Consider the following 26,559-nt stretch of genomic DNA (forward strand, 5'->3'; position numbering starts at 1 on the left):
CCGGTGGCCCCCGGCACACTGCGCCTCCCGCTGCGGGGAACCCTGCCCGAAGCGGCGGCGCCGCGGGCGCGGCGCCGCCGCCGGCTCCGGGTGCTGGCCTTCCTGTCCCCGTGGCTGGTGGGGTTCGGGCTGTTCTTCGCCTACCCGCTGGCCGCCACGGTGTACTTCTCCTTCACCCGCTACAACCTGTTCACGCTGGAGTACGTCGGCCTGGACAACTACACCTACCTGCTGCACGACGGCGACGCGTGGCAGGCGATGCGGAACACGCTGTGGCTGGTGGCGGTGCTCGTCCCGCTGCGGGTGCTGTTCGGGCTCGGCGTGGCGCAGCTTCTCACCAGGATCAGGCGGGGCGGGACGCTGCTGCGCGCCGTCTTCTACCTGCCGTACCTGATCCCGCCCGTGTCGGCGACGGTCGCGTTCGTGTTCGTCATGAACCCCGGCACCGGCCCCGTCCCGGTGATCTCCCGCCACCTCGGCGTCACCCCGCCCGACTTCTTCAACGAGGCGGCGTGGGCCAAACCCGGCCTCGGGCTGCTCGGCCTCTGGGCGGTCGGCGACGTCATGATCATCCTGCTGGCGGCGCTCTTGAACGTCCCCGCGTCGCTGTACGAGGCGGCCGCCATCGACGGCGCCGGGCACTGGGCGCGGTTCCGGCACATCACGCTGCCGACCATCTCGCCCGTCCTGGCGTTCGCCGCCGTCACCGGCGTCATCGAGACGCTGCAGTACTTCACCCAGGCGATGGTCGCCGGGAAGGTCGCCGCCGGGCAGGCCGACCTTCCCGGCACCCAGTTCGCGCCCGGCTACCCCGACGGGTCGACGCTGACGTTCCCGCAATGGCTGTACGACGAGGGCTTCCGGCAGTTCAACATGGGCTACGCCTGCGTGCTCGCGCTGGTCATGTTCGTCATGGCGATGGCGTTCACGCTGGTGCTGCTGCGCCGGTTCCACGCCTTCGCCGGCGAGGAGGCGACATGACCTCCGGCGCGCGGAGCCGGCGGACGCTGCTGTGGGTCGGGACGCACGCCGTCGCGATCGTGCTGGCGGCGATGTTCCTCGCGCCGCTGGTGTTCATGTTCCTCACCGCGGTGATGAGCGACCGGCAGGCGCTCAGCGCCGACCTGTGGCCGCGGGAGTGGCACTTCGGCAACTTCCACCGCGTGTTCGGCGGCGACATGGTCCGGTGGACGCTCAACAGCACCATGTACGCGGCGCTGTCCACGGCGTTCATGCTGGTGTCGAGCGTCCCGGTCGCCTACGCGCTGGCCCGCTTCCGGTTCCGCGGCCGCAATCTCGCGCTGGTCGTGGTGATCTCGGCGATGATGCTGCCGCCCCAGGTGACGATGGTGCCGCTCTACATCGTGTGGTCCCGGTTCCACCTGACCGGGACGCTGTGGCCGCTGATCGTCCCGAACCTGTTCGGGGACGCGTTCTCGATCTTCCTGCTGCGCCAGTTCCTGGTGACGATCCCCCGCGAGTACGCCGACGCGGCCCGGGTGGACGGCTGCGGCGAGCTGCGCACGATGCTGCGGGTCGTCCTGCCGATGGCGAAGCCGGCGCTGGCCGCGGTGGCGCTGTTCCAGTTCTTCTACTGCTGGAACGACTACTACGGGCCGCTGGTGTACGCCAAGCCGGAGAACGCCACGCTCGCCATCGGCGTCGCGACGTTCCGCGCCGCCCACCATGTCGAGTGGAACCTCACCATGGCCGCGACACTGCTGACGATCCTGCCGGTGCTGGTGGTGTTCTTCCTCGCCCAGCGCGTGTTCATCCAGGGTGTGACGTTGACGGGAGTGAAGGGTTGAAGCTGACGGTCATCGGGGGCGGGTCGACCTACACCCCGGAACTGGTCGACGGGCTCGCGCGGGCGCACGCGGTGCTGCCGGTGTCGGAGCTGGTGCTCGCCGACCCCGACGCCGGGCGGCTGGAGCTCGTCGGCGGCCTCGCCGCGCGGATGCTCGCCCGCGCCGGCCACCCCGCCAGAGTCGGCACCACCGGCGACCTGGACGAGGCGGTCGCGGGCGCGGCGGTCGTGCTGCTGCAGCTGCGCGTCGGCGGGCAGGCGGCCCGGCACCTGGACGAGACGCTCCCGCTGGCGTGCGGCTGCGTCGGGCAGGAGACGACGGGCGCGGGCGGGCTCGCCAAGGCGCTGCGCACCGTCCCGGTCGTGCTGGACATCGCCGCCCGGGTCGCCGCCCGCGCCCCGGACGCGTGGATCGTCGACTTCACGAACCCTGTCGGCATCGTGACCCGGGCGCTGCTGGACGCCGGGCACCGCGCGGTCGGGCTCTGCAACGTCGCGATCGGGTTCCAGCGGCGCGCGGCGGCGCTGCTGGGCGTCCCGCCCGGCCGGGTGAGCCTCGGCCACTCCGGGCTCAACCACCTCACCTGGGTGCGGTCGGTGCTGCTGGACGGGACCGACGTCCTGCCCGATCTCCTCGACCGGCATCCGGACGACCTGGCCGCCGTCTCCGGGCTTCCCGCGTCGTTCCTGCGCGGGCTCGGCGCCGTCCCGTCCTACTACCTGCGCTACTTCTACGCGCACGACCGCGTGGTCGAGGAGCAGCGCGGCGCCCCGTCGCGGGCCGAGGAGGTCGCCGCGCTCGAACGCGACCTCCTGGACCTGTACGCCGACCCGGCCCTGGACACCAAGCCCGCGCGGCTCGGCGAACGCGGCGGGGCCTTCTACTCCGAGGCCGCCGTCCAGCTCGCCGCGTCCCTGCTGGCGGGCCGCGGGGACGTGCAGGTCGTCAACGTCCGCAACGGCGGCACGCTGCCGTTCCTGGACGACCGCGCGGTCATCGAGGTGCCGGCGCGGATCACCGCGTCCGGGGCGATACCGCTGCCCGTCCCGCCCGTCGAGCCGCTGTTCGCCGGGCTGATCGCGCACGTGTCGGCCTACGAGGAGCTGGCCCTGGACGCGGCGCTGCGCGGCGGCGTCGACCGGGTCACCGCCGCGCTGCTCGCGCACCCGCTGGTCGGCCAGTTCGACCTGGCCGAGCGGCTCGCCCGCGACCTGGTCGCCGCCAACCGCGCCCACCTGCCGTGGGCCGCCTGATGGCCGCGGGCGTGCTCGTCGCCGTCGACGGCGGCAACAGCAAGACCGACGCCGCCGTCGCCACCACCGGCGGCGAACTCCTCGCCACGGCGCGCGGGGACGGGTTCCGCCCGCAGGCCGCCGGGCTCGACACCGCCATCGGCACGCTGACCGCGCTCATCGCAGACACGCTGCGGGACGCCGGCGTCCCGGCCGGGGACGTCGTCCACCTCGCCGCTTACATGGCCAACGTCGACCTGCCGGGTGAAGAGAAGCGTCTTGAGGAACTCCTGCTCGCCCGGGGCGCCGCGCCGAGCGTGACCGCCGGGAACGACACCTTCGCGCTGCTGCGCAGCGGCGCCGCCGAAGGCTGGGGCGTCGCCGTGGTCTGCGGCGCCGGCATCAACTGCGCGGGGGTCGCGCCCGGCGGCCGCACCGCCCGGTTCCCGTCCCTCGGGGCGCACACCGGCGACTGGGGCGGCGGCGGCGCGCTCGGGCGCGCGGCGCTCTGGCACGCCGTCCGCGGCGAGGACGGGCGCGGTCCGGAGACGGCGCTGACGACCGCGGTCGCCGCCCACTTCGGCGTGGACCGTGCCATCGACGTCGGTCTCGGCATCCATCTCGGCGAGTTCGGTGAGGGCCGCCTCTCCGAGCTCGCGCCCGTCCTCCTCGACGCCGCCGAGGCCGGCGACGCCGTGGCCCGCGAGGTCGCGGCGCGGCTCGCCGAGGAGATCGCGATCCTCGGGTCGGTGGCGCTGCGCCGTCTCGGGCTGCTGGACACCCCGGCCGACGTCGTGCTCGGCGGCGGCGTCCTCGCCGCCCGCCGGCCGCGGCTGACGGAGGCGGTCGCCGCCCGCTACGCCGTCCTCGCGCCCCGCGCCCGCCTCCTCGTCCCCGAGGACCCCCCGCTGCTCGGCGCCGCGCTGCTGGCCCTCGACCACGTGCAGGCCCCGCCGGCCGCGCACGCGGCCCTGCGCGCCGCCTTCCGCCGCCGCTGACCCGCCCCCGGGCGGGCCGAATGGGTGATCCCGAGCCGGGACGGCCGCCGAGGCGATCCGGCGGCCGGACGACGAGCCGGCGCCCTCGTCATGCTGGTATGCGATGCGTCCGAGCGGCATCTGCCACCTACCATGACGAAGGGCGAGCGGTTTCCACTGAACCAGCGCCGCCCTTGACGTTGTAAGGTGCGGCCGGGAGAGGGAGACAGCGTGGAGATCGGGTTCGCCGTCCCGGGGTCGGGCGCGTGGTCCACCCCCGCCAACCAGGTGACCGTCGCGCGGCGCGCCGAGGAACTCGGCTACCACTCCCTGTGGACGCTGCAGCGCGTCCTCAACCCGGCCGGCTCGGACGACCGCACCTACCGCAACGTCCCCGACCCGCTGATCACGCTGGCCTACCTGGCCGGCCACACCGCCCGCGCGCGGCTCGGCGTCGCGATCGTCAACCTGCCGTTCTACGCGCCGCCGATCCTCGCCAAGCAGGCCGCCACTCTCGACCACGTCAGCGGCGGCCGCCTCGACCTCGGGCTCGGGGTCGGCTGGATGCGCGAGGAGTTCGCCGCGGTCGGCGCCCCGATGGAGCGGCGCGGCGCCCGCGCGGAGGAGTTCATCGCCGCGCTGCGCGCCCTGTGGGGCGGCGGGTCCGGGGACGCCGCGGAGTTCCACGGCGAGTTCTACGACATCCCGCCTGTCACCATGGATCCCCGGCCGCTGCAGTCCCCCGGCCCGCCGCTCCTGCTCGGCGGCGCCTCCGAGGGGGCGCTGCGGCGCGCCGGGCGGCTGGCGGACGGCTGGGTCAGCTCCAGCCGCGCCGACCTCACCGGGATCGGCCGCTCCATCGACGTCGTGCGGGAGGCCGCGGAACAGGCCGGGCGGGACGCCTCGGCGCTGCGGTTCGTGTGCCGGGGCGCGGTCCGCGTCCGGCCCCCGGGCCGGGAGGGGCGGCGTCCGCTCACCGGCTCCTACGAGGAGATCCGGGGCGACTTCGAGGCGATCGCCGCGCAGGGCGTCACCGAGCTGTTCGCCGATCTCAACTTCGACCCGCAGGTCACCGGCCCGGACGCCGACCCGCGCGCCTCCCTCGACCGCGCGCTGGAGGCCCTGGACGCACTGGCACCGGACGCCTGACCCCTACAGCGGTGGGCGGCGCGCCTCCCAGGGGGTGCTGAGGACGACGGTCGTCCGCGTCGCGACGTTCGCGGCGGCGCGGATCTTCTGCAGCAGATCCTCCAGCTCGTTGGGGGAGGCGACCCGCACCTTGAGGATGTAGCTCTCGTCGCCCGCCACCGAATGGCACGCCTCGATCGCCTCCAGGTGCGCCAGCCGGTCGGGGGCGTCGTCGGGCGCGGCCGGGTCGATCGGCTTGATCGACACGAACGCGGTCAGCGGCAGCCCGATCTGCCCGTTGTCCAGCTGGGCGGTGAACCCCTTGATGACCCCGCGCTTCTGCAGCCGCCGGACGCGCTGGTGCACCGCCGACACCGACAGCCCGGTCTCCTTGGCCAGATCGGTGAAACTCATCCGCCCGTCGTCGGCCAGCAGCGCCATGATCTGACGATCGATGTCCTCCACGCGGGAAATCTAGCGTGCCGGAGCCGATGCGTGGACCCGGAACGGCTCCGGTCTCAGCGGCGCGACGGGCGCAGCGGCCCGCAGCTGCCGCGCACGACCAGCTCGGTCGGCAGCAGGACGGGGCCTCCCCTGCCCCGGCGGGCGGGTTCGCGCAGCAGCAGCTCGCAGGCCCGGTAGCCGATGTCGTGGCCTGGACGGGCGACGGCGGTCAGCGGCGGGTCGCACAACTCGGCCCATGCGACGTCGTCCATCATCGCGATCGACACGTCGGCGGGCACCCGCAGGTCCAGCTCGCGCGCGACGAGGACGGCGGCCTCGCCGAGCAGGTGCCCGGCCGCCAGGACCGCGGTGACGTCCGCGCGGCGCTGCAGCAGCCCGGCGGCGGCCGCGTAGGCGGCGTCGCGGGCCGGGCGGGCGGCGACGACCAGGTCCTCCTCCACGGGGACGCCCAGCTGGGCGAGGGTGTCGCGGAACGCCCGCTCCCGCACGCCGGACGGGCGGCCCGGCGCGCCGCCGAGGAACCCGATGCGGCGGTGCCCGAGCCCGGCGAGGTACTCGGCGAGGGACCGGACGCCGCCGGCGTCGTCGGCGAGGACGGACGGGACGTCGGCCAGCCCGGGCAGCACCCGGTCGGCGAACACCACGCTGGAGCAGACCCGGGCGGCGGCGCGCCAGTCGGCCTCGTCCCCGGCGGGCAGCGCGATGATCCCGTCGACCCGCTGCTCGACGAGCCGCTCGACGATCTCGGCCTCGCGGGCCGGGTCGCCGTGCGCGGCGTCCACGACGACGTGCTCGCCGAGGGTGCGGGCGCAGGCGAGCACGCCGGCGATCAGCTCGGCGCAGAACGGGTCGGTGACGTCCGGGACGACCAGGCCGATGCCGCCGCTGCGCCGCAGCTTCAGGCCCCGGCCGAGGGCGCTCGGGCGGTACTCCAGGTCACGGGCGGCGGCCAGCACGCGCTCGCGGGTGGCGGCGCCGACCGAGCCGGTCCCGGAGAACACCCGCGACACGGTGGCGATGCCGACACCGGCCGCCGCGGCCACGTCCTTGATCGTCGCCGGCCGCCGCTCCGCCATCCTTGACCGCCCCTTCCCGGATGTTCCCGATCATCTTCTCATAACGGAATCTCCCCTGGAAACGTTTCCATGATGTTTACTCCAGCCAATGAGACAAATCCCCTGTTCGGCAGGGGGTGCTGGAAACGTTTCCAAAGGGGTTCGGATGGCCAAGATCGTGCTGGACCGGGTCGACAAGGTGTACAGCGGCGGAGTCAAGGCCGTCGACGGCCTGGACCTGGAGATCCGCGACGGCGAGTTCATGGTCCTGGTCGGCCCGTCCGGCTGCGGCAAGTCCACCGCGCTGCGGATGATCGCCGGCCTGGAGGAGATCAGCGGCGGGAAGATCTCCATCGGCGACCAGGTCGTCAACGACCTCGCGCCGAAGGACCGCGACATCGCGATGGTCTTCCAGAACTACGCCCTCTACCCGCACATGACGGTCGAGCAGAACCTCGCGTTCGGCCTCAAGCTGCGCGGCACGCCGAAGGCGGAGATCAAGGCCAAAGTCCGCGAGGCCGCCAAGATGCTCGGCCTCGAGCAGTTCCTGGCCCGCAAGCCGGCCGCGCTTTCGGGCGGGCAGCGGCAGCGCGTCGCGATGGGCCGCGCGATCGTCCGGCAGCCGCAGGCGTTCCTGATGGACGAGCCGCTGTCGAACCTGGACGCCAAGCTCCGCGTGTCCATGCGGGCCTCGCTGAGCCAGCTGCACGAGCGGCTCGGCGTCACCACCGTCTACGTCACCCATGACCAGGTCGAGGCCATGACGCTCGGGTCTCGGGTGTGCGTGCTGCGTGAGGGCAAGCTCCAGCAGGTCGACACCCCGCAGCGGCTGTTCGACAACCCCGTCAACCTTTTCGTGGCCGGCTTCATCGGCTCGCCCGCGATGAACTTCGTCCTCGCCGACCTGGTCAGCGGCGACGGCGGCGCGGAGGTCTCCTTCGCCGGCTTCACGCTGCCGGTGCCGGCCCAGGTCGTGGACGCCAAGGCGGGCCTGCGGGACTACCTCGGCAAGAAGATCATCCTCGGCATCCGCCCGTCGGACTTCGAGGACGCCGCGCACGCCAAGCCCGACTGGGCGCCGATGGCGGTGCGCAGCAGCGTCACCGAGGAGCTCGGCAGCGAGATCAACGTGATCTTCACCATCGACGCGCCGCCGGTCGAGCACAAGGACACCGCCGACCTCGCCGAGGACGCGGCCGAGGGCGAGAGCGACATGGCGATCCCGCTGATCGACAACAAGGCGCTGTGGACGGCCCGCGTCAACTCCCGCTCGCACGTGCGCCCGGGACAGGACGTGAACCTCGCCGTCGACACCCGCCGGCTGCACTTCTTCGACCCGTCCAGCGGCCTGGCCATCGGGCACGCCGACGCCGCCGAGACCCACGGCGCGGCGGACCTGCGCAAGTCCGGCTGACCGGTCCCGCACAGAACGGTGCCCACGGCCGGAGAAGGCCGTGGGCACCGTTCTCCGTCCGGCCCCCGCTTACTTCACCGAGCCGGCGAGGACGCCCTGGACGAAGTAGCGCTGGAAGGCGAAGAACACGATCAGCGGGACGATCAGCGACAGGAACGCGCCGGGCGCGAGGATGTCGATGTTGCCGGTGAACTGCCGCATCTGCGACTGCAGCCACTTGGTCATCGGCTGCGACCCGGTGTCGGCGAACACCAGCGCCACCAGCAGGTCGTTCCACACCCACAGGAACTGGAAGATGCCGAGCGAGGCGATAGCCGGCCCGCCCAGCGGGAAGATCACCCGGCGGAAGATCGTCCATTCCGAGCCGCCGTCCATCCGCGCCGCCTCCAGCAGGTCCCGGGGGATCGCCGCGAAGAAGTTGCGGAGCAGGAAGATCGCGAACGGCAGCCCGAACGCGACGTGGAAGAGCACCACGCCGGTGATCGAGCCGAACATGTGGAACCCGCCGAACTCGATGAGCCCGTAGAGCTTGGCGACCGGGATCAGCGCGACCTGGACGGGCACCACCAGCAGCGCCACGACGCCGAGGAACAGCCAGTCCCGCCCGGGGAACTCCATCCACGCGAACGCGTAGGCGGCCAGGGCGGCGATCGCGACGACCAGCAGCGTCGCCGGGACGGTGATCAGGACGGTGTTCCAGAACGAGTCGACGAAGTCGCCCTTGTCCAGCAGCGCGGAGTAGGACTCGGCGGTCAGCTGCGTCGGTTTGGTGAACACCTGCCACCAGCCGCCCGCGTTGTTGTCCTCGTTGGACCGCAGCGAGGCGACCAGCAGCCCGAGGGTCGGCACCAGCCAGAACAGCGCGATCAGGACGAGCAGTGCCTGCGCGGCGCCGCCGCCGAGCCGCCCGGTGATCCGTGCCACCAGGCCGCGCCGGGGGGCGCCCGCCGCGCCGTTCCCGGCACCGTCCCTGGACGGCGCCCCGGCGGTCTTCTCCGCGGTGCTCATCTGCGCTCCTGCCGAATTCGCCGGATGTTGAACAGCATGGCGGGCAGGACCAGCACGAACAGCAGCACGGCGATGGCGCTGCCGGCGCCCTGGTCGTTGCCGCCGCCGAACGACTCGGTCCACATCTGCAGGGCCAGCACGCTCGCGTTCGGGTCGCCGCCGCCGATGATGTAGACGAGGTCGAAGACCTTCAGGACGTTGATGACGAGCGTGACCAGCACGACCATCAGGACCGGCGCCAGCAGCGGGATCGTCACCCTGCGGAACACCTGCCACTCGGTGGCGCCGTCGACCCGGGCCGCCTCCAGCGCGTCGCGCGGGATGGCGGCGAGCCCGGCGGCGATCAGCACCATCGCGAACCCCGCCCACACCCACAGGTACGACCCGATGATCGCGGGGGTGATCAGCGTGCCGCCGAGCCACTCCGCGCCCCGGTAGGCGGCGGTGAAGTTGTCCTTGGGCAGCCGGATCGTGTACGTCCCGTCCGGCACCTTCGTCATCGTGAACGTGCCGTCGGCGCCGGTGGTGGCCTTGGCGACGACCTTGCCGCCGCGGACCGCCTCGACCCTGATCCCCGGCAGCCCGGACTCGCCCGCGTTCGGGGCGTTCTGCTGCCCGCCGCCGCCCCGGGTGAAGTCGAACCAGACCGTGCCGGTCAGCTGCCCCGGCTTGGCCGAGGGCGGCTGCGCGGCCGGTTCGGCGTCCTTCGGCAGGTACTCCGGCTTGACCTTCAGCAGCGGGACGAGCGCGCTCTGCCCCGCCGAGAAGGAGTTCACCGTGACCACGGCCCCGCCGTCAGTGCGGACGGGGGCGCCGCCGCCGCTGCGGGGGCCCGCCCCCGGGTAGCTCTTGTCCTGCTTGAAGGTGTCGTGGATCGCGACCATCGCCGCGTTCGCGACGCCCTTGTCGGGGTCCTGCTGGTACACCAGCCGGAAGATCACGCCCGAGGCGAGGAACGAGATCGCCATCGGCATGAACACCACGAGCTTGAACACCGTCGCCCACCGGATCCGCTCGGTGAGGACGGCGAAGACCAGCCCGACGATGGTCACCACGGTCGGCGCGACGACGACCCAGATGGCGGTGTTGCGCACCGCCACCAGGTTGTCGTGCCCTTTGAAGACCCCGGTGTAGTTGTCGACGCCGACGAACGAGCCGCCGGAGGCGTCGAAGAAGCTGCGGATCACCGAGTACACGATCGGGTAGACCACGAGGAAGCCGAGCAGCAGCAGCGCCGGCAGCAGGAACGTCATGGCGAGCCACGACGGCGGGGTCAGCCGCTCGCGTCCCCGGCCCGCGCCGGAGCGGGCGGCCGGCGCGTCGACGGCGGCGGCGCCGCCGGCCGTCACGGCCGGCGGCACCTCCTCATTCGGAGCCTTCATCCGGGGATCCCTACTTGTACGCCTTGGCGGCCTCGGACTCGAGCTTGGCCTGCGTGCCCTTGACGTCGGTCGGGTTCTGCACGAACTGGCGCAGCGCCTCCCACTCGCCCTTGCCGGGCGTCGCGCCGAACGCGGCGGGAGCCAGGTCGGACATGTCGTAGCGGGCCGCGTCACCCGACTGCTGCAGCTGGCCGATCAGCTGCTTGGCGATCGGGTCGGAGTAGGCGTCCGGCTTGACGTTCTTGTTCGGCGTCAGGTATCCGCCGAGCCCGGCCCAGACCTTGCCCGCCTCGGGCGAGGCGAGGTACTTCATCAGCTCCTGCGCGCCCTTGCCGTCCTTCAGCGCGACCGCGACGTCGCCGCCGAGGATCGCCGGGGCGGTGTCGCCGGCCTTCGGGAACGCGAACACCTTGGCGTCCGTGCCGACCTTGGCCTTGGTGGTGGCGATGTTGGCGGCGGCGAAGTCGCCGCCGTACACCATGGCGGCCTTCTGCTGGCCGAAGACCTGGGTGACCGACTCGTCGAACTTGGTCTTGGTCGCGGTGGCGACGCCGCCGTTCAGGTAGTCGGGCTTGCCCCAGATCTCGGCGAGGGTCTGCAGCGCCTTGCCGACCGTCGGGTCGGTCCACTTGATCTCGTGCTTGGCGAGCTTGTCGTAGTTCTCCGGGCCGGCCTGCGAGAGGTAGACGTTCTCGAACCAGTCGGTGAGGGTCCAGGAGTCCTGCGGCCCGGCGGCAAGCGTGAACGGGGTGGTGCCCGCGTCCTGCAGCGTGCCCGCCGTCTTGACCAGGTCGGCCCACGCGGCGGGCGGCTGCACGCCGGCCTCGTCGAACGCCTGCGGCCGATACCACAGGATCGACTTGTAGGCCGCCTTGACGATCACGCCGTAGGTCTTGCCGCCGGAGGAGCCGAGCTCCTTCCAGTACGGCGCGAAGTTGGTGCCGACCTCGGAGACCACGTCGTCGCCGAGCGGCTTGAGCGCGCCCTTCTCGGCGTACTGCTGCATCAGGCCCGGCTGCGGCAGGATCGCCACGTCCGGCGGGTTCTTGGCCTCGATGCGCGGGCCGAGGTAGGCGTCGGTGTTCTCGCCGGTGGACGCGTAGTTGACCTTCGCGCCGGTCTTCTTCTCGAACGCCTGCAGCACCTTGCGGAAGTTCGTCTCCTCGGGGCCGGTCCACTTGGCCGCGACCTCGATGGTGGTGCCCTTCAGCTCTCCCCCGCCGGCGGGCGTCGAATCGCCGTCGCCCTTGTCGTCGCCGCCGCACGCGGCGGCCGACAGGAGCAGTCCCGCCGCCACGGCGGCTCCCGTCACACGCCTGCTGACCTTCATTCCTCATCCTCCCTGGCCGGACCGGCGCCGTCCGATCCCCAGATCGACGCGCCGGACTCGATATCGAAGAAGTGCAGGCGGCCGGTGTCGACGTGGATCGTCACCGGGTCGCCCACCTTCACGCGGGTGCGCGGGCTGAACCGCGCGACCAGGTCCGTGCGGGGGTTCTCCAGGTGCCCCAGCACGTCGGTCCCCGCGTCGCGCGCGAGCTCCTTGGTGTCCTCGGTGACGACCTGGGCCGCCTCGATCGCGAAGTGGACGAGCACGTCCGATCCCATCGCCTCCACGAGGTCGGTGGTGGAGGTCAGCCCAAATCCCTCGGGCGTGTCCACGAGCTCGGAGTCCTCCATGTCCTCGGGGCGTATCCCGACGACGACGTCGCCCCCGATGCGGGACGCGAGGGCCGGGCGCTCGGTCAGCACCGCGGCCGGCAGCGCCAGGGTCTGGCCGCCGATCTCCAGGCGCGGGTTCTCCGCGTCCCCGGACAGCGTGCCCTGGATCAGGTTCATGGCCGGAGAGCCGATGAAGCCGGCGACGAACAGGTTCGCCGGCCGGTCGTACAGTTCCTGCGGCGGGGCGACCTGCTGCAGCTCGCCCTTCTTCATGACCGCGACGCGGTCGCCGAGGGTCATCGCCTCGGTCTGGTCGTGCGTGACGTAGATCGTGGTGACGCCGAGGTCGCGCTGGATGCGGGCGATCTCGGCGCGCATCTGGACGCGGAGCTTGGCGTCGAGGTTGGACAGCGGCTCGTCCATGAGGAACGCCTGCGGCTCGCGGACGATCGCGCGGCCCATCGCGACGCGCTGCCGCTGCCCGCCCGACAGGTTGCGGGGCTTGCGCGACAGGTGCTCGGTGAGGCCGAGGATCTCCGCGGCGCGGTCCACCTTCTCCTTGATCTCGGCCTTCGGCAGCTTGCGCAGCGACAGCCCGAAGCCGATGTTGTCGCGCACCGACAGGTGCGGGTAGAGGGCGTAGCTCTGGAACACCATCGCGACGTCGCGGTCGCGGGCGGGCACCCGGTTGACGACCCGGCCGCCGATCGTGACCTCGCCCTCCGAGATGTCCTCCAGCCCGGCGACCATCCGCAGCGCGGTCGTCTTGCCGCAGCCCGACGGGCCGACCAGGACGAGGAACTCCCCGTCCGCGATGTGGAGGCTCAGGTCGGTCACGGCCCGCGTGCCGTCGGGATACACCTTCCCGACGCTGGTCAGGTCGACCTCTGCCACGTCGTCTCCCCTTCCCCACTGACCCCCGTAACAATGCAACAAGGAGGTACAGGGCAGACCGCCCGGACCGCAACAGACAGGGTGCGAGCTGACGGATTTGGTACAGAGATCGTTACCGACCTGTTTCCGGGTCATTTTGTGTCGTCCGCAAATACCGCGTGGGCACGGACGGAAGTCCGTCCGTGCCCACGGCCGCCCGGGAGGGGCTCCGGGCTCCCCGCGCGACGTCAGTCCACGATCACCAGCCCGCGCTCGGTGACGTTCATCGGCTCGTACCCGTCCGCGGTGCACACGACGATGTCCTCGATCCGGGCGCCGTGCGGGCCGGGGTAGATGCCCGGCTCGATCGAGAACGCCATCCCGGGCTCCAGCGGCTCGCGGTTGCCGGCCACGATGTAGGGGTCCTCGTGCGACTCCAGCCCGATGCCGTGGCCGGTGCGGTGGAAGAAGTGCTCGCCGTGCCCGGCGGCGGCGATGACGCCGCGTCCCGCCGCGTCCACCGCCTCGGGCGTCGCCCCCGGCCGGACGGCCTCGCACGACGCCCGCTGCGCCTCCTCCAGCACCGCGAAGTACGCGCGGTACTCGGCGGGCGGCTCGCCGACGCAGTAGTTGCGGGTCGAGTCCGAGCAGTAGCCGCTCGGCATCGTCCCGCCGATGTCGACCACGACCGGCTCGCCGGGACTGATCACCCGATCCGACGGCTCGGCGTGCGGGTTGGCGCCGTTCGGTCCGGATCCGACGATCACGAAGTCGACCTGGGCGTGCCCCTCGGCGATGATCGCGTCGGCGATGTCGCGGCCGACCTCCCGCTCGGTGCGCCCGGCCTTGAGGAATCCGGGCACCCGGCGGTGCACGCGGTCGATCGCCGCGCCGGCCTCGCGCAGCGCCGCGACCTCGGCGGCGGACTTGCGCATCCGCAGCTCCCGCAGCACCGCCCCGGCCGCGAGCTGCTCGGCACCGGGCAGCGCGGCGCGGAACCGCAGCGCCATGACCGCCCACATCCGGTCGGCGAGCCCGACCTTCGCGATCCCGGCGGGCAGCCGGGAGGCGGTCAGCGCGTACGGGTCGTCGGTCTCGTCCCACGCGACCAGCTCCACCCCGAGCGACCCGGCCGGAGACTCCCGCGCCGCCGGCAGCTCAAGGCGCGGGACGACCAGGAACGGCTCGCCCTCGGCGGGCACCGCCAGGCAGGTGAGGCGCTCCAGCTGCTTGGCGTCATAGCCGGTGACGTAGCGCAGGTCCGGGCCGGGGGTCAGCAGGACCGCCCCGAGGCCCGCCGCGGCGGTAGCCTCCCGTACCTGCCCGACGCGCTCACGCGGATACAACTCCGTTGTCACATCCGTCTCCAATCTCACCCTCTCCAATCTCTCGGTGTCGCCGGTATCAGGATCCCAGGAGCGTCCGCGCGCCGCGGCGCCGGCCCGCGTGGCAGCATGTGCCCCATGAGCGGGCTGATGCTGCTGGACACGCCGTCGTTGTACTTCCGCGCCTTCTTCGGGGTGCCCGAGTCGGTGACGGCGCCCGACGGGACGCCGGTGAACGCGGTGCGCGGGCTCATCGACATGATCGCGCGGCTCGTCCAGGACCGCCGGCCGGACCGGCTCGTGTGCTGCATGGACGCCGACTGGCGGCCCGCGTTCCGGGTGGCCGCGCTGCCCTCCTACAAGGCGCACCGGGTCGCCGAGGACGGCGGCGACCAGACGCCGGACGCCCTGGAGGCGCAGCTCCCGGTCATCGACCAGGTGCTGGACGCGTTCGGGCTGGCGCGCGCGGGCGTCCCCGGCTACGAGGCCGACGACGTGATCGGGACGCTCGCGGTGCGCGGCGCGGCGGACGGCCCGGTCGACATCGTGACCGGCGACCGCGACCTGTTCCAGTTGGTGGACGACCGCGGTCCCGTCGCCGTCCTGTACACGGCGCGCGGGGTCCGGAACCTGCAGGTGATGGGCGAGAAGGAGGTCGCGGCCAAGTACGGCATCCCGGGCCGCGGCTACGGCGACTACGCGACGCTGCGCGGCGACCCCAGCGACGGGCTGCCCGGCGTCCCCGGCGTCGGCGACAAGACCGCCGCGGCCCTCGTCACCCGGTTCGGGTCGGTCGGCGGCATCCTCGCGGCACTCGACGCCGGCACCGACGAGGGGTTCCCGGCGGGCGCGCGCCGCCGGATGGAGGCGGCCCGCGAGTATCTGGCCTCGGCCGAGACGGTGGTGCGGGTCGTCACCGACATCGACGCTCCCGAGCTGGCGAAGCTGGACGACCAGCTGCCGGCCGGGCCGCGGTCCGGCGAGGCGCTCGTCGAGCTCGCCGACCGCTGGAACCTCGACGGTCCCGTCAACCGCCTCCTGAACGCCCTCTCACGCTGACTCCAGCCGCTTTTCGCTGCAATTTTCGCGAAAAGTGTCAGATGACGCAGACTGCTCGGTCTCCAGCGTGCAGCATGCGGAACGGTAAGGGGTTCTCATTGGCACATGCAGGCGACCGGTACCCGCGGCGCTGGGCCTCACCGCCCCACTCCCCCCATCTGCCGCGGGTGCCGGTTCATCCGAACCCCGGACCGGAGACGGACGTGCCGTGAGCGAGCGGACCGGATCACGCGGCGGTGTCGCCGCCGACCCCGGCGGCGGGTTCTGGGACGCGCTGGACGAAACGGAGCGCGCGGCGCTCCGGGACGCCGGGCGGACCCGGACCTACCAGCCGCGGGCGCCCCTGTGCTACCAGGGCGACGATTCCGACCACATCATCATCATCGAGACCGGCTGGGCGAAGGTCAGTTACGCCGGCGAGGACGGGCGCGCGGTGGTGCTGGCCGTGCGCGGGCCCGGCGACCTGGTCTGCGAGAGCGCGGTGCTCGGCCGCCGGGAGCGCTCCGCGACCGTCCAGGCGCTGGACCGGGTCCGCGCGCTGATCGTGCCGGCGGCCCGGTTCACCGCCTTCTTGGACGCCCATCCGCGCGTGTGGCTGCTGGTCAGCGGCACGTTCGTGCGCCGGCTCGACGACGCGGACCGCAGGCTGCAGGCGCACGTGTCGGCGCAGGGCGCGCGGCGGCTGGCGATCCTGCTGGCGGAGCTGGCCGAGCTGTCCGCCCGGCACGCCCCGCCGGGGCCCGGCGGCGCGATCGCGATCGCGCCGCCGCTGTCCCAGGAGGAGCTCGGCAGCTGGATGGACGCCTCCCGGGAGACCGTCGCCCGGGCGCTGTCCACGCTGCGGCGGGAGGGGCTCGTCAGCACCGGCTGGCGCAAGATCACCGTGGTGGACCCGGCGGGGCTGCGCGCGTTCGCGCGGAGCCCGGACGACCGGGCCGGCACCTTTACATTGTAGATTCGGTATGGATCGGCGGGTTCGTCCCGTACGCTCGATTCTGTGCCGCGCCGACCGCTGCGACTGCGTACCGCCGAGGCCGACGCCGAGGTCCGCGCGGGGCTCGACCGGATCCGCGCCGAGTACTCGGTTCCCGGCCCGTTCCCGCCCGCCGTCCTCGCGGAGGCCGCCGAGTCCGCGGCGCCGTCCAACGGCCGCGCGGACCTGCGCGACGTCCCGTTCTTCACCCTCGACCCGCCCGGCTCCCTGGACCTCGACCAGGCGATGCACCTGCAGCGGCGCGGCTCCGGGCACCGGGTGCGGTACGCGATCGCCGACGTGGCCGGGTTCGTCCGGCCGGGCGGCGCCCTGGACGCCGAGGCCCGCGCCCGCGGTGTCACGCTCTACCTGCCGGACGCGACCGCGCCGCTGCATCCGCGCCGCCTGTCGGAGGGCACCGCGAGCCTGCTGCCCGGCCGGGAGCGTCCCGCCGTGGCGTGGACGATCGACATCGACGACGCCGGGCGGATCACGGACGTGGACGTGCGGCGCGCCCTCGTCCGCAGCCACGACCGGCTGGACTACGCGACCGCCCGGCACGACGGCGGCGACCCGCGGATCGCGCTGCTCGGCGAGATCGGCGAGCGGCTGATCGCGGCGGAGGCGGCGCGCGGCGGCGTGAGCCTGCCGCTGCCCGAGCAGGAGGTCGTGCACGCGAACGGCGGCTGGGCGCTTAAGCTGCGCGGCGACCTCGCCACCGAGGCGTGGAACGCGCAGATCTCGCTGCTGACCGGGCGGGCGGCGGCCCGGCTGATGCTGGACGGCGGGGTCGGGCTGCTGCGCACCATGCCGCCCGCCCCCACGGAGGCCGTCGGGCGGCTGCGGCTGGCCGCCCGCGCGCTCGGCGTCGCCTGGCCGGGCGGCGCCTCCTACGGGGACATCGTCCGCGCCCTAGATCCGGCGCTGCCCCGGCACGCCGCGTTCCTGCACGACGCGGCGGGGCTGATGCGCGGCGCCGGCTACACCGCGTTCGACGGGGCACCTCCCGGGCAGGCCGTGCACGCCGCCGTCGCCGCCCCGTACGCGCACGTCACCGCGCCGATCCGGCGGCTGGCGGACCGGTACGCCTCGGAGGTGTGCCTGGCCCTGGCGGCGGGACGCCCCGTGCCGGGCTGGGCACGGGAGGCGCTGCCGGAGCTGCCCGAGGTGATGCAGCGGGCCCTGCGCCGGGGCGCCGACATCGACCACGCGTGCGTCGACCTCGTCGAGGCGCTGCTGCTGCGCGACCACGTCGGGGACGTGTTCGACGCCGTGGTGGTCGACGTGAACGGCGACCGGACGGGCGGGCGCGTCCAGCTCGTGGCGCCGCCGGTGTTCGGCCGCTGCGAGGGTGCGGACCTGCCGCTCGGCGAGCAGGTCCGGGTGCGGCTGGAGGAGGCGGATCCGGCCCGCCGCCACGTCCGCTTCTCCCGCGCGGCGTGAATCACGGCCGGTCAGCGGGGTGAGCGGCCCTCCCCGGGAAGGGACAGGCCCTTGTAGACCTGGAGGGCGTTGCCGCCGAGGACGAGGGAGAGCGTCTCCTCGTCCAGGCCGAGCGCGGCGAGGGCGCGGGCGTTGCGGGCGATGCCGGGGACGCCGGGCCAGTCGGTGCCGAAGATGAACTTGCGGGCGAGGCGCCGCAGGTCGTGCCTGGCGTAGTACTCGGGGAGCCGGCGGGGCGGGAGCCCGGACAGCTCGATCCAGACGGTGTCGCGGGACAGCGCGAGGAACGCCGCGGCGTCGTACCACCAGCCGCGCCCGCCGTGGGCGAGGACGAACGTCAGGCCGGGGAACAGCCGCAGCACGTCGTCGATCGGCGTGGGGTCGGCGTACCTGTTGGCCGAGCCGGGGAACGAGCTGGTCCCGCAGTGCACGACGACCGGGACGCCCGCGTCGCGGCACACCTGGTAGGCGGGGAACAGCTCGGGGTCGGCGACGCTGAACCCGCCGTGCACGGGGTGCAGTTTGAGCGCGGCGGCGCCGAACTCCAGCTGCCGCTCGACCTCGGCGTCGATCGGGTAGTGCAGGTGCGGGTTGACGTTGGCGATCGGCCGGAACCGGCGCGGGTTGTGCTTGAGGAGGGGCCGCAGGTCCTCGATGGGCTGCATGCCGGTGGTCCTGGGGCTGTACTCGCAGAGCAGGAGGGCGATGTCGACGCCCTCGTCCTCGAAGTAGGCGTCGACCCGTCCGGGGACGAGGGTCCCGTCGGCGTCGTAGAGGTCCTGCCAGGGGTGGGACGAGCCGAACTCCTCGGCCCACTGCCGCCAGGCGGGCGGCAGGGTCGGGAGCCGGGCGGTGTGCACGTGCGCGTCGATCAGCGGACGTCCGTCGAGCATGAACGCCTCCCGGTCAGGGCCGGACGAGGGTGAGCTCGGCCGCGTAGCGGCGCCCGTTCGCGACGTACATCGCGACCGCCTCGGTGTGCCATTCCTCGTCGATCCCGCCGGGCCTGGCCCGCGCCGGGATCCCGAGGGCGGTGTGCCCGGGCGGGACGGTCCCGCCCTCGGTCAGGACGGCGCCGGCGCCGACGACGCCGCGGGCGCCGACGCGGGCGCGGTTGAGGACGACCGATCCGGAGCCGACGAGGCAGCGGTCCTCGACGACGCAGCCCTCCAGGTGCGCGTTGTGGCCGATCACGCAGTCGGCGCCGATGACGGTCGGCCACCGCGCCGTGGTGTGCACGACGGTGCCGTCCTGGACGGAGGTGCGGGCACCGACGGTGATCGTCCCGTAGTCGCCGCGCAGGACGGCACCGGGCCAGACGGTGGCGTCCTCCCCCAGCGTCACCGACCCGATGACGGTCGCCCCCGGGTGGACGTACGCGGACGGATGGATGTCGGGTACCTGGTCTCCCAGCGCGTAGACGGCCATGCGGCGGAGCCTACCCGCGGCGTCTCAGGCGACGTCCACCGAGTCCCGCATGTCCACCGCGTCCTGCACGCCCACCGAGTCCTGCTCGTCCAGCCAGGCGACGATGCCCTCCACGGCGGAGCGGCAGCTTCCGCAGCCGGTGCTGGCGCGGGTCTCGCGGGCGACGTCGTCGGCGGTGCGGGCACCGGCCTGCCAGCAGGCGCGGATCTGGCCCTTGCTGACGTTGTTGCACTGGCAGACGGTCGCGGCGTCGGGCATCCGCAGCGGCGACTCGGCCTCGGTGGCGGTGCCGACGCCGGGGAACAGCAGGCCGAGGCGCTCGGCGGGCAGCGGCGACTCCCGGTCGTACAGCTGGGTGAGGGTGCCGGCGGTGGAGGTCTCGCCGAGCAGGATCGCGCCGATCAGCCGCCCGTCCCGGATCACCGCCTTCTTGTAGGTGCCGCGCGTGGAGTCGGTGAACCGGACGACCTCCACGTCGTCGTCATCGTCGCCGAAGTGGGTCTCGCCCATCGAGGCCAGCTCGATCCCGGCGGCCTTGAGGCGGGTGATCTGCCGGGCGCCGGTGAACCGCGCCGCCGGGTCGGTGCCGGCGAGCAGGCCCGCGAGCACGCCCGCCTGCTCCCAGGCGGGCGCCACCAGCCCGTACACCTCGTCGCGGTGCTCGGAGCACTCGCCGATGGCGCGGACGGACGGGTCGGTGACCGACCGCAGCTCGTCGTCGACGATCACGGCGCGGCCGATGGCCAGGCCGGCGTCGCGGGCGAGCGCGACCTCGGGCCGGACTCCGCAGGACAGGATGACCAGGTCGGTGTCGATGACCTCCGTGCCGCCGCCGGGCAGCGCCAGTTCGACGCCGGTGACCACGCCGCCGCCGGTGCGCAGGCCGGCGACGTTGGCCTGGAGCCGGGTGCCGATGCCGAGGGCGGCCAGCGTGCGGGCGAGGACCTTCCCGGCGGCGGGGTCGAGCTGGCGTTCCATGAGGTGCCCGGCCAGGTGCAGGACGGTCACGTCCAGGCCGCGGCCCATCAGCCCGCGGGCGGCCTCGATGCCGAGCAGGCCGCCGCCGACGACGACGGCGCGGCGGGCCGAGTCGGCCAGTTCGGAGATGCGGCGGCAGTCGTCCAGGGTGCGGAACACCAGCGCGCCCTCGGGCAGGCCGTCCTCCAGGCCCGGCATCGGCGGGATGAACGCGGTGCTGCCGGTCGCGAGGACGAGCGTCTGGTAGGGGGTGACGGTGCCGTCGGTGGCGTGGACGGTCTTCGCGGCGCGGTCGATGCAGGTGACCTCGACGCCGAGCCGGGCGTCGACGCCGTGGGAGGCGTACCAGGCGGCGTCGACCAGGCTGATGTGGTCGGGCCGCGTCACCCCGGCGAGGACGTTGGACAGCAGCACCCGGTTGTAGGGGCGCTGGGTCTCGGCGCCGATCACCGTGACCGGTGTCGCGGCGTCCCGGGACCGCAGCTCGCCCACGAACCGCGAGCCGGCCATGCCGTTCCCGACGACGACGATGCCGGCGTCCTGTCCGGGGTTCACCGTTTCACCTCCAGCGGAAGGGGTTTGATCTGGTCGCGCTCGACCTCGAACGCGATGCTCGGGTCGGGGGTCTGCGGGGCGTTGACGAAGGAGACGAACCGGCCGAGCCGCTCGGGGTCGTCGAGGGTGTCGCGCCATTCGTCGGAGTAGGCGGCGACGTGGCGCTCCATGGCGGCGTCGAGGTCGGCGCAGATGCCGAGCCGGTCGTCCACGATCACCTCGCGGAGGTAGTCCAAGCCGCCGTCGAGGGACTCCAGCCAGCTCGCGGTGCGCTGCAGCCGGTCGGCGGTGCGGATGTAGAACATCAGGAACCGGTCGATGTAGGTGATCAGCTCGTCGTCGGTGAGGTCGGTGGCGAACAGGTCGGCGTGCCGGGGCCGCATGCCGCCGTTGCCGGCGAGGTAGAGGTTCCAGCCGTTCTCGGTGGCGATGACGCCGAAGTCCTTGCTCTGCGCCTCGGCGCACTCGCGGGCGCAGCCGGAGACGGCCGACTTCAGCTTGTGCGGGGCGCGCAGCCCCCGGTACCGCAGTTCGAGGCGGATCGCCATCGCGGCGGAGTCCTGGACGCCGTAGCGGCACCAGGTGGACCCGACGCACGACTTCACGGTCCGCAGCGCCTTGCCGTAGGCGTGCCCGGACTCGAACCCGGCGTCGACGAGCCGCCGCCAGATCTCGGGGAGCTGCTCGACGCGGGCGCCGAACAGGTCGATCCGCTGCCCGCCGGTGATCTTGGTGTAGAGGCCGAAGTCGCGCGCGACCTCCCCGATCACGATGAGCTTCTCCGGGGTGATCTCCCCGCCGGGGACGCGCGGGACGACCGAGTAGGTGCCGTTCTTCTGCAGGTTGGCGAGGAAGTGGTCGTTGGTGTCCTGCAGCGCGGCCTGCTCGCCCTCCAGGATGTGGCCGTTGCCGAGGCTGGCCAGGATGGACGCGACGGCGGGCTTGCAGATGTCGCAGCCGCGGCCCGTCCCGTGCTCCTCGACGAGCTGGGTGAAGCTGGTGACCTGCCCGGCCCGGACGATGTCGAACAGCTCGGCGCGGCTGTAGTCGAAGTGCTCGCAGATGGCCTTGCTGACCTCGATCCCGGCGGCGGTCAGCTCGGCGTCCAGGATCTTCTTCACCAGCGGGACGCAGCTGCCGCAGCTCGTCCCCGCCCTGGTGCAGTCCTTGACCGCGGGAACGCCGGTGAGGGAGTGCTCGGCGATCGCGCAGCGGATGCCCTCGGCGGTGACGTTGTTGCAGGAGCAGATGACGGTCGCGCCGGGCAGGTCGCCGCCCGCGGTCTCGGTGCCGCCGAACAGCATCTGCTCGGGCGCGCCCGGCAGTCTTCCCCCGACGTAGGCGCGGAGCGTCGCGTACGACTCGGCGTCGCCGACGAGGACGCCGCCGAGGAGCGTCTGCGCGTCGTCGCTCACGATGAGCCTCTTGTAGATCCCGGCGACGGGGTCGGTGTAGGTGACGCCCAGGGCCCCCTGGTCGGGGCCGGCGAACGGGTCGCCGAAGCTGGCGACGTCGACGCCCATCAGCTTGAGCTTGGTGGACATGTCGGCGCCGTCGAAAACGGCCGTGCTGGTGTCGGACAGCAGCCGGTCGGCGACCACCTCGGCCATGGAGAAGCAGGGCCCGACGAGCCCGTACACCGTGCCGCCGACGAGGGCGCACTCGCCGATCGCCCAGATGGCGGGGTCCTCGGTGCGGCAGCCGGCGTCCACGACGATGCCGCCGCGCTCCCCCACCGGCAGGCCGCAGCCGCGGGCAAGTTCGTCGCGGGGGCGGATGCCGGCGGAGAACACGACGACCTCGGCGTCGATCGCCTCGCCGTCGGCGAGGACGACGCGCCGGACGGAGCCGTCGTCGCCCGCTTCCAGGGCGCGCATCGGGGTGCCCGCGTGCACGGCCATGCCGAGCGCCTCGATGTGGCGGCGCAGCATCGCGCCGCCGCCCTCGTCGAGCTGCCGCGGCATCAGCCACGGCGCGACCTCGACGACGCCGCTGCGCAGCCCGAGTCCCTGGATCGCGCGTGCCGCCTCCAGGCCGAGCAGGCCGCCGCCGACGACGGCGCCGGTCGCCTTGTCACGCGCGTACTCGCGGATGGCGTCCAGGTCGTCGATCGTGCGGTAGACGAAGACGCCGGGCAGCTCCCGGCCCTCGACCGGCGGCACGAACGGCGACGACCCGGTCGCCAGGACGAGCGCGTCGTAGGGGACGGCGCGTCCCGCGGAGGTGGTGACCGTCCGGGCGGCGCGGTCGATCGCGGTGACCCGCTCGCCGGTGTGCACGGCGACCTCGCCGCCGTGCGCGGGGTAGGCCAGCTCGGCGCCTTCCAGGTGCGTCGTCAGCGCCACCCGGTCGTAGGCGGTCCGGGTCTCCTCCCCGATGACGGTGATCGTCCATGTGGCGTCGGTGTCGCGCTCGCGGAGGGCCTCCACCAGGCGGTGTGCGGCCGGTCCGTGGCCGGCCACGACCAGCCGTCTGTCCGGTTTGCTGTCGGCTCCCATGAGCCCCGATCCTCGGCGGCCCGTATTTCCCGTGTGGATCCCGGACGTCACCCGCGCGTTAACTGGCCCTCACCGCCGTCTCGTCCCGGAGGCGGGGCCGGGCGGGCGGGGGCACCATCGGAGCATGAAGGGGTGAGGCGGCGATGCGGCGGATCATCGGAGTGTCCCTCGTCGGCACGGGCGCCTTCCTGGCGGCCGCCGGCGCGCTCACGCGGTTCTACGTCGCGCCGACGCTGATCGGCGCGCCCGCGGACGTGTACCAGGTGACGCGGCTGAAGGCCGAGAACGCCGCCTACTTCGACGCCGCCGCGGCCGTGCCGCGCACCGGCGCGACGGTCGTGGCGACGAACACGGTCCGGGGCGATCCCGGCTCGGCGCATGGCGGGATCGCCGTCTGGGACTCCGGCACCGTGGTCCAGGACACCGCGCGGGGCACCACGATCGAGATCCAGAAGCAGCGGTACGCCTTCGACCGCCGCACCGGGGAGCTGCGGAACTGCTGCGGCGCGGCGGTGCAGGGCGACACAGGGGTCCGCATGTCGGGGGTGGGGCTGTTCTGGCCGGTGACCCCGCGCAAGGAGGGACTGGAGCTGTTCGACCCCGAGACGCGGCGCACCTGGCCGGCCGCGTTCGACGGGGAGGAACGCGTCGGCGGCGTGCTCGCCTACCGCTTCGTCCAGCACGTCCCGGAGACGAAGGTCACCGGCGAGCTTCCCGCCGTGCCGGGCGAGCTGCTCGGGCGCCGCAAGGGGAGCGCGGCCGTTCCCGTCGACCGCTACTACCGGGCCGACGCCACGTTCTGGGTGGACCCGCGGACGGGCGCGCCGGTCGACCAGCGGCAGCGGGTGCTGTCGACGCTGCGGCCGAGGGAGGGGCCGGGCCGGCTCGTGGTCGCGGACCTGACCCTGCGGATGACGCCCGAGTCGCGGCGGGCGCTGGCCGCCCGGTCCGCCGACGGCGCCGGGAAGATCCGGCTGCTGCGGACCGCCGGGCCCCTCGCCGCCGGCGGCGCCGGCGTGCTGCTCCTTGCGGCCGGGCTGCCGCTGACGGTGCGGGGCGGGCGGCGCGCGGTCGGGCACCCGTCGCCCTCGTGCACCATGGAGGGGTGACGGAGGTTGCGGGGAGCGAGGCGGGGACCGGGCTGCGGATGCTGGCCGACCTCGTCTCGGACGGCGATGTGGTGGTGCTGAGCGGGGCGGGCCTGTCGACCGAGTCGGGCATCCCGGACTACCGCGGGGAGACCGGGCGCAGGCGCCGCGCGGAGCCGATGACGTACCAGGCGTTCACCGGGAGCGAGGCGGCGCGCCGCCGCTACTGGGCGCGCAGCCATCTCGGCTGGCGGCACATCGCCCGGGCCCGCCCGAACGCCGGGCACCGGGCGGTCGCGGAGCTGCAGCGGCGCGGGCTGCTCGCCGGGATCATCACCCAGAACGTCGACGGGCTGCAGCAGGCGGCCGGCGCGGACGGCGTGATCGAGCTGCACGGCGCGCTGGATCGGGTGGTGTGCCTGTCCTGCGGCGAGCGGACCCCGCGCGGGCGGCTGGCGGAGCGGCTGCGCGACGCCAACCCGGGGTGGGAGGCGGACGCCGGCGCGATCAACCCGGACGGTGACGCGGTCCTCGGGGACGAGGCCGTGGAGGCGTTCCGGGTCGTGGGCTGCGAGCGGTGCGGCGGCCCGCTCAAACCCGATGTGATCTTCTTCGGGGAGAACGTGCCGCCGGGCCGCGTCCGGGACTGCTACGCGCTGACCGAGCGGGCGGGCGCGCTGCTGGTGCTCGGGTCGTCGCTGACGGTGCTGTCGGGGTACCGGTTCGTCCGGCACGCCGCCGGGCACGGCGTTCCGGTGGCGATCGTCAACCTGGGCGCGACCAGGGGCGACGGGCACGCCCTGGTCACGCTGGACGCCCCGCTCGGCGCGACCCTGGGGGCCCTGCTGGGCGAGCTGGCGGCCTGACGCCGACGGTTCAGTGCCCGCCGCCGCCGAGCAGGGAGGTCGCGGCCGGGGCCGGGGTGTGCGGCTGGCCGGGGTTCCCGGGCGGGGGCGCGTCGGTGATCGCCGGCGGGTCCGGGAGGGTGTCGCCGGTGACGAAGCCGGTGCCCTCCAGCAGCCTCATGTGGGTGCGGACGAACTTCTCGCACTCCTCGGCGAACTGCCGCACGAGGGTGTTGCGGGTGCTGCCGCGGACCGCAGCGATCGCCGGGTAGATCTGGCCGTGCGCCATGCGCAGCCGGAGGACGGCCGTCCGGTCGTAGTCGTTGCCGGACTTGCCGGTGATCTCCGACATCCAGCTCTGCTGGTCGGCGGTCGGCTGGTCCGGCAGCGGGACGTTCAGCTTCGCGGCGACGTTGCGGTCCAGCGCGTCCAGCCGTTCGTGCTGGCGGGCGATCTCGCCGAGGTTGCGGCGGGTCGCGGCGCGGGCGGCGCGCCGCTCGGCCTGCCGGCCGACGGGGATCTCCCACAGCCCGGCCTGGCGGACCTTCACGACGAGGTTGCGGTCGGCGGGGCCGAGCGGCCCCCACTGCGTGTCGACGGTGGCCTGGGCCGCGTTGTCGGCGTTCACCTTCGGCGGCACCACGGCGCCGTCGGCGGCCTGGCGGCCCACCGCGGTGCAGGCGCCGAGCAGCAGCACCGCGGTCAGGCCGCATGCCGCCGCGACGACAGGTCGGGGATCTCGCATCCGCCGCCGCCTTTCGGTCGAGGAGGGGGGCTCAGTGCAGCAGTACGCGCGTCGGCCCGGCGGGGTTCGGCGGGCGGCCGACCGGATCGGGCCGGGGCTCAGGTCCAGCCGAGCTGCGCCAGGCTGGTCACCGGGGGCTCGCCGCCGGCGTCGGTGAAGGCGCGCAGGGCGGCGACGAGGGCGTGCCGCTGGCCGGCCGGCATCCGGGACACGACCTCGGCGATGTCGGCGCGGCGGCGGGCGGTCACGTCGTCGACGATGCCGCGTCCGGCGCCGGTGAGCTGGATGCGGATCTCGCGGCCGCTGTCCGGGCTGGCCTTCCGGTCCACCAGCCCGGCGGAGGCGAGCCGGTCCACCATCCGCATCGCGGTGGACGGGTTGACCTCCAGCAGCCCGGCGAGCGTCACAAGCTTGGCCGGCCCCTGCGAGGACAGGACGACGAGGAGCCGGAACTGCGGCAGCGTGACGGCTCCCTGCACGGCGGACAGGGAGCGCACCGAGATCGCGACCAGCAGCCGGGACGCGGTCAGCAGCGCCGAGGTGACCTCGTCGACGCCGGTGTCCCCCTGCTCGCTCATGACGACTTTCTACAATGCCGGGCCCGGGGCGCGCCAACGG

Annotated in this window: 24 protein-coding genes; 11 read left to right on the top strand and 13 right to left on the bottom strand. The window is 73.6% G+C overall.

Annotation, left to right across the window (positions count from 1 at the left end):
• Window positions 1–3 precede the first annotated feature (3 nt).
• From ACQPXG_RS24210 to ACQPXG_RS24230, 5 genes are all read left to right on the top strand, one after another.
• Window positions 4–981, top strand: coding sequence for a carbohydrate ABC transporter permease (locus ACQPXG_RS24210; RefSeq protein ID WP_433461393.1), 978 nt, complete (start codon window positions 4–6; stop codon window positions 979–981).
• Window positions 978–1,808: a carbohydrate ABC transporter permease gene (locus ACQPXG_RS24215; RefSeq protein WP_433461394.1), complete on the top strand. Its 831-nt coding sequence runs from the start codon at window positions 978–980 to the stop codon at window positions 1,806–1,808. The genes ACQPXG_RS24210 and ACQPXG_RS24215 overlap by 4 nt, the downstream gene beginning before the upstream one ends.
• Entirely contained in the window at window positions 1,805–3,061 is a 1,257-nt protein-coding gene (locus ACQPXG_RS24220; protein ID WP_433461395.1) for a 6-phospho-beta-glucosidase, read from the top strand. Before ACQPXG_RS24215 ends, ACQPXG_RS24220 begins: the two co-directional genes overlap by 4 nt.
• Complete coding sequence (locus tag ACQPXG_RS24225; protein WP_433461396.1) at window positions 3,061–4,038, top strand: N-acetylglucosamine kinase; 978 nt, start codon at window positions 3,061–3,063, stop codon at window positions 4,036–4,038. Before ACQPXG_RS24220 ends, ACQPXG_RS24225 begins: the two co-directional genes overlap by 1 nt.
• A gap of 210 nt (window positions 4,039–4,248) precedes the next feature.
• On the top strand, window positions 4,249–5,166 hold the full coding sequence (locus tag ACQPXG_RS24230) for a TIGR03619 family F420-dependent LLM class oxidoreductase (RefSeq protein WP_433461397.1): 918 nt from the start codon (window positions 4,249–4,251) through the stop codon (window positions 5,164–5,166).
• A 3-nt stretch (window positions 5,167–5,169) separates the two neighbouring features.
• Here the strand turns inward: ACQPXG_RS24230 and ACQPXG_RS24235 are convergent, their stop codons facing one another.
• A complete protein-coding gene (locus ACQPXG_RS24235) occupies window positions 5,170–5,610 on the bottom strand; it encodes an Lrp/AsnC family transcriptional regulator (RefSeq protein ID WP_433461398.1) in 441 nt (146 codons plus the stop codon).
• A 53-nt stretch (window positions 5,611–5,663) separates the two neighbouring features.
• Window positions 5,664–6,686: a LacI family DNA-binding transcriptional regulator gene (locus tag ACQPXG_RS24240; RefSeq protein ID WP_433461399.1), complete on the bottom strand. Its 1,023-nt coding sequence runs from the start codon at window positions 6,684–6,686 to the stop codon at window positions 5,664–5,666.
• A 145-nt stretch (window positions 6,687–6,831) separates the two neighbouring features.
• On the opposite strand from ACQPXG_RS24240, the gene ACQPXG_RS24245 reads away from it, so the two are divergent.
• Entirely contained in the window at window positions 6,832–8,079 is a 1,248-nt protein-coding gene (locus ACQPXG_RS24245; protein WP_433461400.1) for an ABC transporter ATP-binding protein, read from the top strand.
• A gap of 69 nt (window positions 8,080–8,148) precedes the next feature.
• Here ACQPXG_RS24245 and ACQPXG_RS24250 read toward each other — a convergent pair whose 3' ends face one another.
• From ACQPXG_RS24250 to ACQPXG_RS24270, 5 genes are all read right to left on the bottom strand, one after another.
• The gene (locus ACQPXG_RS24250; RefSeq protein ID WP_433461401.1) at window positions 8,149–9,087 is read right to left on the bottom strand and encodes a carbohydrate ABC transporter permease; all 939 of its coding nucleotides are present in this window, start codon (window positions 9,085–9,087) and stop codon (window positions 8,149–8,151) included.
• Window positions 9,084–10,469: an ABC transporter permease subunit gene (locus ACQPXG_RS24255; protein WP_433461402.1), complete on the bottom strand. Its 1,386-nt coding sequence runs from the start codon at window positions 10,467–10,469 to the stop codon at window positions 9,084–9,086. Before ACQPXG_RS24255 ends, ACQPXG_RS24250 begins: the two co-directional genes overlap by 4 nt.
• A 10-nt stretch (window positions 10,470–10,479) precedes the next feature.
• A complete protein-coding gene (locus ACQPXG_RS24260) occupies window positions 10,480–11,799 on the bottom strand; it encodes an ABC transporter substrate-binding protein (protein ID WP_433461403.1) in 1,320 nt (439 codons plus the stop codon).
• Window positions 11,796–13,025 carry an ABC transporter ATP-binding protein gene (locus tag ACQPXG_RS24265; RefSeq protein ID WP_433461404.1) on the bottom strand — a complete coding sequence of 410 codons (1,230 nt, stop codon included), beginning with the start codon at window positions 13,023–13,025 and terminating at the stop codon, window positions 11,796–11,798. Before ACQPXG_RS24265 ends, ACQPXG_RS24260 begins: the two co-directional genes overlap by 4 nt.
• 227 nt (window positions 13,026–13,252) lie before the next feature.
• Window positions 13,253–14,362, bottom strand: a complete 1,110-nt coding sequence (locus tag ACQPXG_RS24270; protein ID WP_433461405.1) for a M24 family metallopeptidase — start codon at window positions 14,360–14,362, stop codon at window positions 13,253–13,255.
• A 105-nt stretch (window positions 14,363–14,467) separates the two neighbouring features.
• Here ACQPXG_RS24270 and ACQPXG_RS24275 point away from each other — a divergent pair, with 105 nt between their 5' ends.
• From ACQPXG_RS24275 to ACQPXG_RS24285, 3 genes are all read left to right on the top strand, one after another.
• Window positions 14,468–15,388 carry a 5'-3' exonuclease gene (locus ACQPXG_RS24275; protein WP_433461406.1) on the top strand — a complete coding sequence of 307 codons (921 nt, stop codon included), beginning with the start codon at window positions 14,468–14,470 and terminating at the stop codon, window positions 15,386–15,388.
• Window positions 15,389–15,596: 208 nt separating this feature from the next.
• Entirely contained in the window at window positions 15,597–16,343 is a 747-nt protein-coding gene (locus ACQPXG_RS24280; protein ID WP_433461407.1) for a Crp/Fnr family transcriptional regulator, read from the top strand.
• A gap of 42 nt (window positions 16,344–16,385) precedes the next feature.
• On the top strand, window positions 16,386–17,804 hold the full coding sequence (locus ACQPXG_RS24285; RefSeq protein WP_433461408.1) for an RNB domain-containing ribonuclease: 1,419 nt from the start codon (window positions 16,386–16,388) through the stop codon (window positions 17,802–17,804).
• Window positions 17,805–17,815: 11 nt separating this feature from the next.
• On the opposite strand, the gene ACQPXG_RS24290 is transcribed toward ACQPXG_RS24285, so the two are convergent.
• The 4 genes from ACQPXG_RS24290 to nirB are packed head-to-tail and all read right to left on the bottom strand — an operon-like array spanning window position 17,816 to window position 23,263.
• On the bottom strand, window positions 17,816–18,697 hold the full coding sequence (locus ACQPXG_RS24290; protein WP_433461409.1) for an amidohydrolase family protein: 882 nt from the start codon (window positions 18,695–18,697) through the stop codon (window positions 17,816–17,818).
• A gap of 13 nt (window positions 18,698–18,710) precedes the next feature.
• Complete coding sequence (locus ACQPXG_RS24295) at window positions 18,711–19,232, bottom strand: gamma carbonic anhydrase family protein (RefSeq protein WP_433461410.1); 522 nt, start codon at window positions 19,230–19,232, stop codon at window positions 18,711–18,713.
• A gap of 24 nt (window positions 19,233–19,256) precedes the next feature.
• Complete coding sequence (locus tag ACQPXG_RS24300; RefSeq protein ID WP_433461411.1) at window positions 19,257–20,765, bottom strand: FAD-dependent oxidoreductase; 1,509 nt, start codon at window positions 20,763–20,765, stop codon at window positions 19,257–19,259.
• Window positions 20,762–23,263, bottom strand: coding sequence for a nitrite reductase large subunit NirB (gene nirB, locus ACQPXG_RS24305; protein ID WP_433461412.1), 2,502 nt, complete (start codon window positions 23,261–23,263; stop codon window positions 20,762–20,764). The genes ACQPXG_RS24300 and nirB overlap by 4 nt, the downstream gene beginning before the upstream one ends.
• A gap of 143 nt (window positions 23,264–23,406) precedes the next feature.
• Here nirB and ACQPXG_RS24310 point away from each other — a divergent pair, with 143 nt between their 5' ends.
• Entirely contained in the window at window positions 23,407–24,372 is a 966-nt protein-coding gene (locus tag ACQPXG_RS24310) for a DUF3068 domain-containing protein (RefSeq protein ID WP_433461413.1), read from the top strand.
• 38 nt (window positions 24,373–24,410) lie between these two features.
• Complete coding sequence (locus ACQPXG_RS24315) at window positions 24,411–25,217, top strand: NAD-dependent protein deacetylase (RefSeq protein ID WP_433470039.1); 807 nt, start codon at window positions 24,411–24,413, stop codon at window positions 25,215–25,217.
• A 10-nt stretch (window positions 25,218–25,227) separates the two neighbouring features.
• Here ACQPXG_RS24315 and ACQPXG_RS24320 read toward each other — a convergent pair whose 3' ends face one another.
• Together ACQPXG_RS24320 and ACQPXG_RS24325 are read right to left on the bottom strand one after the other, a co-directional pair.
• Entirely contained in the window at window positions 25,228–25,941 is a 714-nt protein-coding gene (locus ACQPXG_RS24320) for a DUF4142 domain-containing protein (RefSeq protein WP_433461414.1), read from the bottom strand.
• Window positions 25,942–26,039: 98 nt separating this feature from the next.
• A complete protein-coding gene (locus tag ACQPXG_RS24325; RefSeq protein WP_433461415.1) occupies window positions 26,040–26,519 on the bottom strand; it encodes a MarR family winged helix-turn-helix transcriptional regulator in 480 nt (159 codons plus the stop codon).
• Window positions 26,520–26,559: the final 40 nt, after the last annotated feature.

Source organism: Spirillospora sp. CA-128828 (genome assembly GCF_050945415.1).
Classification (GTDB): Bacteria; Actinomycetota; Actinomycetes; order Streptosporangiales; family Streptosporangiaceae; genus Spirillospora.

What these genes read in the sequence shown, in the direction of transcription:
- ACQPXG_RS24325 (WP_433461415.1), bottom strand. Translation starts at nt 26,519, where the DNA reads ATGAGCGAGCAGGGGGACACCGGCGTCGACGAGGTCACCTCGGCGCTG.
- ACQPXG_RS24290 (WP_433461409.1), bottom strand. Translation starts at nt 18,697, where the DNA reads ATGCTCGACGGACGTCCGCTGATCGACGCGCACGTGCACACCGCCCGG.
- ACQPXG_RS24240 (WP_433461399.1), bottom strand. Translation starts at nt 6,686, where the DNA reads ATGGCGGAGCGGCGGCCGGCGACGATCAAGGACGTGGCCGCGGCGGCC.
- nirB (WP_433461412.1), bottom strand. Translation starts at nt 23,263, where the DNA reads ATGGGAGCCGACAGCAAACCGGACAGACGGCTGGTCGTGGCCGGCCAC.
- ACQPXG_RS24260 (WP_433461403.1), bottom strand. Translation starts at nt 11,799, where the DNA reads ATGAAGGTCAGCAGGCGTGTGACGGGAGCCGCCGTGGCGGCGGGACTG.
- ACQPXG_RS24295 (WP_433461410.1), bottom strand. Translation starts at nt 19,232, where the DNA reads ATGGCCGTCTACGCGCTGGGAGACCAGGTACCCGACATCCATCCGTCC.
- ACQPXG_RS24255 (WP_433461402.1), bottom strand. Translation starts at nt 10,469, where the DNA reads ATGAAGGCTCCGAATGAGGAGGTGCCGCCGGCCGTGACGGCCGGCGGC.
- ACQPXG_RS24310 (WP_433461413.1), top strand. Translation starts at nt 23,407, where the DNA reads ATGCGGCGGATCATCGGAGTGTCCCTCGTCGGCACGGGCGCCTTCCTG.
- ACQPXG_RS24320 (WP_433461414.1), bottom strand. Translation starts at nt 25,941, where the DNA reads ATGCGAGATCCCCGACCTGTCGTCGCGGCGGCATGCGGCCTGACCGCG.
- ACQPXG_RS24250 (WP_433461401.1), bottom strand. Translation starts at nt 9,087, where the DNA reads ATGAGCACCGCGGAGAAGACCGCCGGGGCGCCGTCCAGGGACGGTGCC.
- ACQPXG_RS24275 (WP_433461406.1), top strand. Translation starts at nt 14,468, where the DNA reads ATGAGCGGGCTGATGCTGCTGGACACGCCGTCGTTGTACTTCCGCGCC.
- ACQPXG_RS24315 (WP_433470039.1), top strand. Translation starts at nt 24,411, where the DNA reads ATGCTGGCCGACCTCGTCTCGGACGGCGATGTGGTGGTGCTGAGCGGG.
- ACQPXG_RS24215 (WP_433461394.1), top strand. Translation starts at nt 978, where the DNA reads ATGACCTCCGGCGCGCGGAGCCGGCGGACGCTGCTGTGGGTCGGGACG.
- ACQPXG_RS24225 (WP_433461396.1), top strand. Translation starts at nt 3,061, where the DNA reads ATGGCCGCGGGCGTGCTCGTCGCCGTCGACGGCGGCAACAGCAAGACC.
- ACQPXG_RS24245 (WP_433461400.1), top strand. Translation starts at nt 6,832, where the DNA reads ATGGCCAAGATCGTGCTGGACCGGGTCGACAAGGTGTACAGCGGCGGA.